Below are 539 nucleotides of genomic sequence, written 5' to 3' on the forward strand. Positions count from 1 at the left end.
AACAGTTTGATTAATGGTTGGCTGGGCGCTAGTTGTTTGATTCAACACTGGCATCTCATTACTAGTAGCAACAGGCAGTACTTGGGCTACTGTATTTACAGGAGTGGTTAGGACACCTGCTTGAGTAACTTGTTTGGTCACTGGTATGGTATTAAGAGGTAGCGTATCAACTGGAACTGTCGTGATCGTTGTACTGCCCTGAGTGGTGCCTTGATGAATAGTATAGCGTGGCACATTGGAGATTTGAGCGACTGAAAACGGTAGACCGTCTTGCATCGTAATACCATTAGGCATCGCAGTAATGGTCGCGTTTTTGCCATTAGAGTGCTGCTCGACCACAGTAGTATTGCCAGTAGTAGGCTGACCAATAGCAATTTTAGAAGCAGCATTTGCCATAGAAGTAGCAAGAACACAACCAATCAATATGCTAAAAAGAGTTACTCTCATGTATACGAACTGATTTTTGTTAAGTGTTTTTGGCGCACTAATATTCATGGTCATGACAGAGTCCTTTCAGATGATAGTAAATAAAGCTAAGA

At 42.1% G+C, this 539-nt stretch carries 1 pseudogene; it reads right to left on the bottom strand.

Annotation, left to right across the window (positions count from 1 at the left end):
- Positions 1-396, bottom strand: a pseudogene (locus ACS8FD_RS23960) (hypothetical protein); the annotation flags it as partial.
- Between the last annotated feature and the right edge of the window lie 143 nt (positions 397-539).

This window comes from Psychrobacter sp. 1U2, assembly GCF_051847575.1.